2 protein-coding genes are annotated in these 1537 nt (G+C 68.0%); one reads left to right on the forward strand and one right to left on the reverse strand.

Features of this window, described 5'->3' with window-relative positions; translation table 11 throughout:
- The coding region (locus tag CGX12_RS19150; protein ID WP_176442122.1) for a PhnD/SsuA/transferrin family substrate-binding protein at positions 1–883 on the reverse strand (883 nt) is incomplete at its 3' end.
- A gap of 86 nt (positions 884–969) precedes the next feature.
- Between CGX12_RS19150 and dsrO the strand changes: the two genes are divergently transcribed.
- A partial coding sequence (gene dsrO, locus CGX12_RS19155; protein WP_094041451.1) for a sulfate reduction electron transfer complex DsrMKJOP subunit DsrO occupies positions 970–1537 on the forward strand: 568 nt, incomplete at its 3' end.

The raw sequence follows: 1537 nt of genomic DNA on the forward strand, positions 1-1537 counted from the left end.
ATGTCAGGGTGAGCCGGCGCAGCAGCCGGCTCACCCTGACATGGTGCAGCACCAGGGCCAGCAGCCGCTCCACCTCGTCCAGCCGGATGGGCGCGCCCCACAGCGGGCGGCCATCCTGCTCCTGGTCCAGCAGGGCCCGGGTCAGGCTGCGCAGCAGGCCTTCGTCGACCTGCCCCACCGCGGCGAAGCTCCAGCCCGGATAGAGGGGGGTGGATCGCACGCAGGGAGACTCGGATTGCACCATCAGCGCCCGGAACTCGGCCCTTGCCACCAGGCCTTCGGCCACCATGCTTTCCAGCACGCAGGCCGGCAGCATGGCGCCACTCAGGGCGCCATCGCGCAACAGGTAAAGCAGGGCATCGGCCGGATAGCCGGCAAACTGCATCTGCCAGCGGGCCGGGTCCAGCCCCTGGCGGCGCAGTTGCTCGGCCACCAGCAGGTAGCCGCCGAAGGCCTGGTCGTGGATGGCGCCGACCCGCCGCCCCGTCAACTGCTCCGGATGGGTGATGCCGCTGTCGGCGCGCACCCAGAGGCTGCCGGCCACGCTTTCCCGGGCCGAGCCGAAGCGGGGATCCAGCCAGGAGGCCAGCCAGTTCAGCCCCTGGCCCCGGTTCAGCACAAAGTGGGCCGGGTTGGTGACCACAAAGTCCAGGCTGCCTTCGGCCAGCCGCCGGTCCAGCTGGTGCTGGGTCAGGAAATGCCCCTCGAAACGGTGCCCGGGCAGCGCCTGGTGCAGGGAGTCGAGCAACGGCGACCATTCTTCCCGGGCGCGGGCCTCGCCGCGAAAGGCCAGAAAGCCGATATCGAAGTCATCGGCCCGGGCCGGTGCCTGGGCCAGCAGCGCCGCCAGCACCAGCGGCCATAAAAGCTTGTTCCAGATCAAATCCGCATCCGTTATGTGGAATACCACAATAGAGGTAACCCATCCGCTCCCGGGACAATACCCCAAACCTCACCGAGGAGAACGAGATGGATGCCAGTAAACGACAATTTCTCAAGCGCCTGGGCGGGCTGACCGCCGGCGCCAGCCTGATCCCGGTAACCGAGCTGGACGCCGCGCCCGCCACCGCCGGCAAGCGCTATGGCATGGTCATCGACCTGCGCAAGTGCATCGGTTGCCAGGCCTGCACCGTCAGTTGCAGCATGGAAAACCTGCCCCCGGTGGGCCAGTTCCGCACCACCGTCCAGCAGTACGAGGTGCGCCTGGAAAACCGGCAGCAGGCCACCCAGGTGATGCTGCCCCGCCTGTGCAACCACTGCGCCAACCCGCCCTGCATCCCGGTGTGTCCGACCCAGGCCACCTACCAGCGCGACGACGGCATCGTGGTGGTCGACAACCAGCAGTGCGTGGGCTGTGCCTACTGCGTTCAGGCCTGCCCCTACGACGCCCGCTTCATCAACCACGATACCCAGACCGCCGACAAGTGCACCTTCTGCGTGCACCGGCTGGAGGTGGGCCTGCTGCCCGCCTGCGTTGAGTCCTGCGTTGGCGGCGCCCGGGTGATTGGCGATCTCAACAACCCCCAAAGCCAGGCCG

This window comes from Zobellella denitrificans, from assembly GCF_002237365.1.
Classification (GTDB): domain Bacteria; phylum Pseudomonadota; class Gammaproteobacteria; order Enterobacterales; family Aeromonadaceae; genus Oceanimonas; species Oceanimonas denitrificans.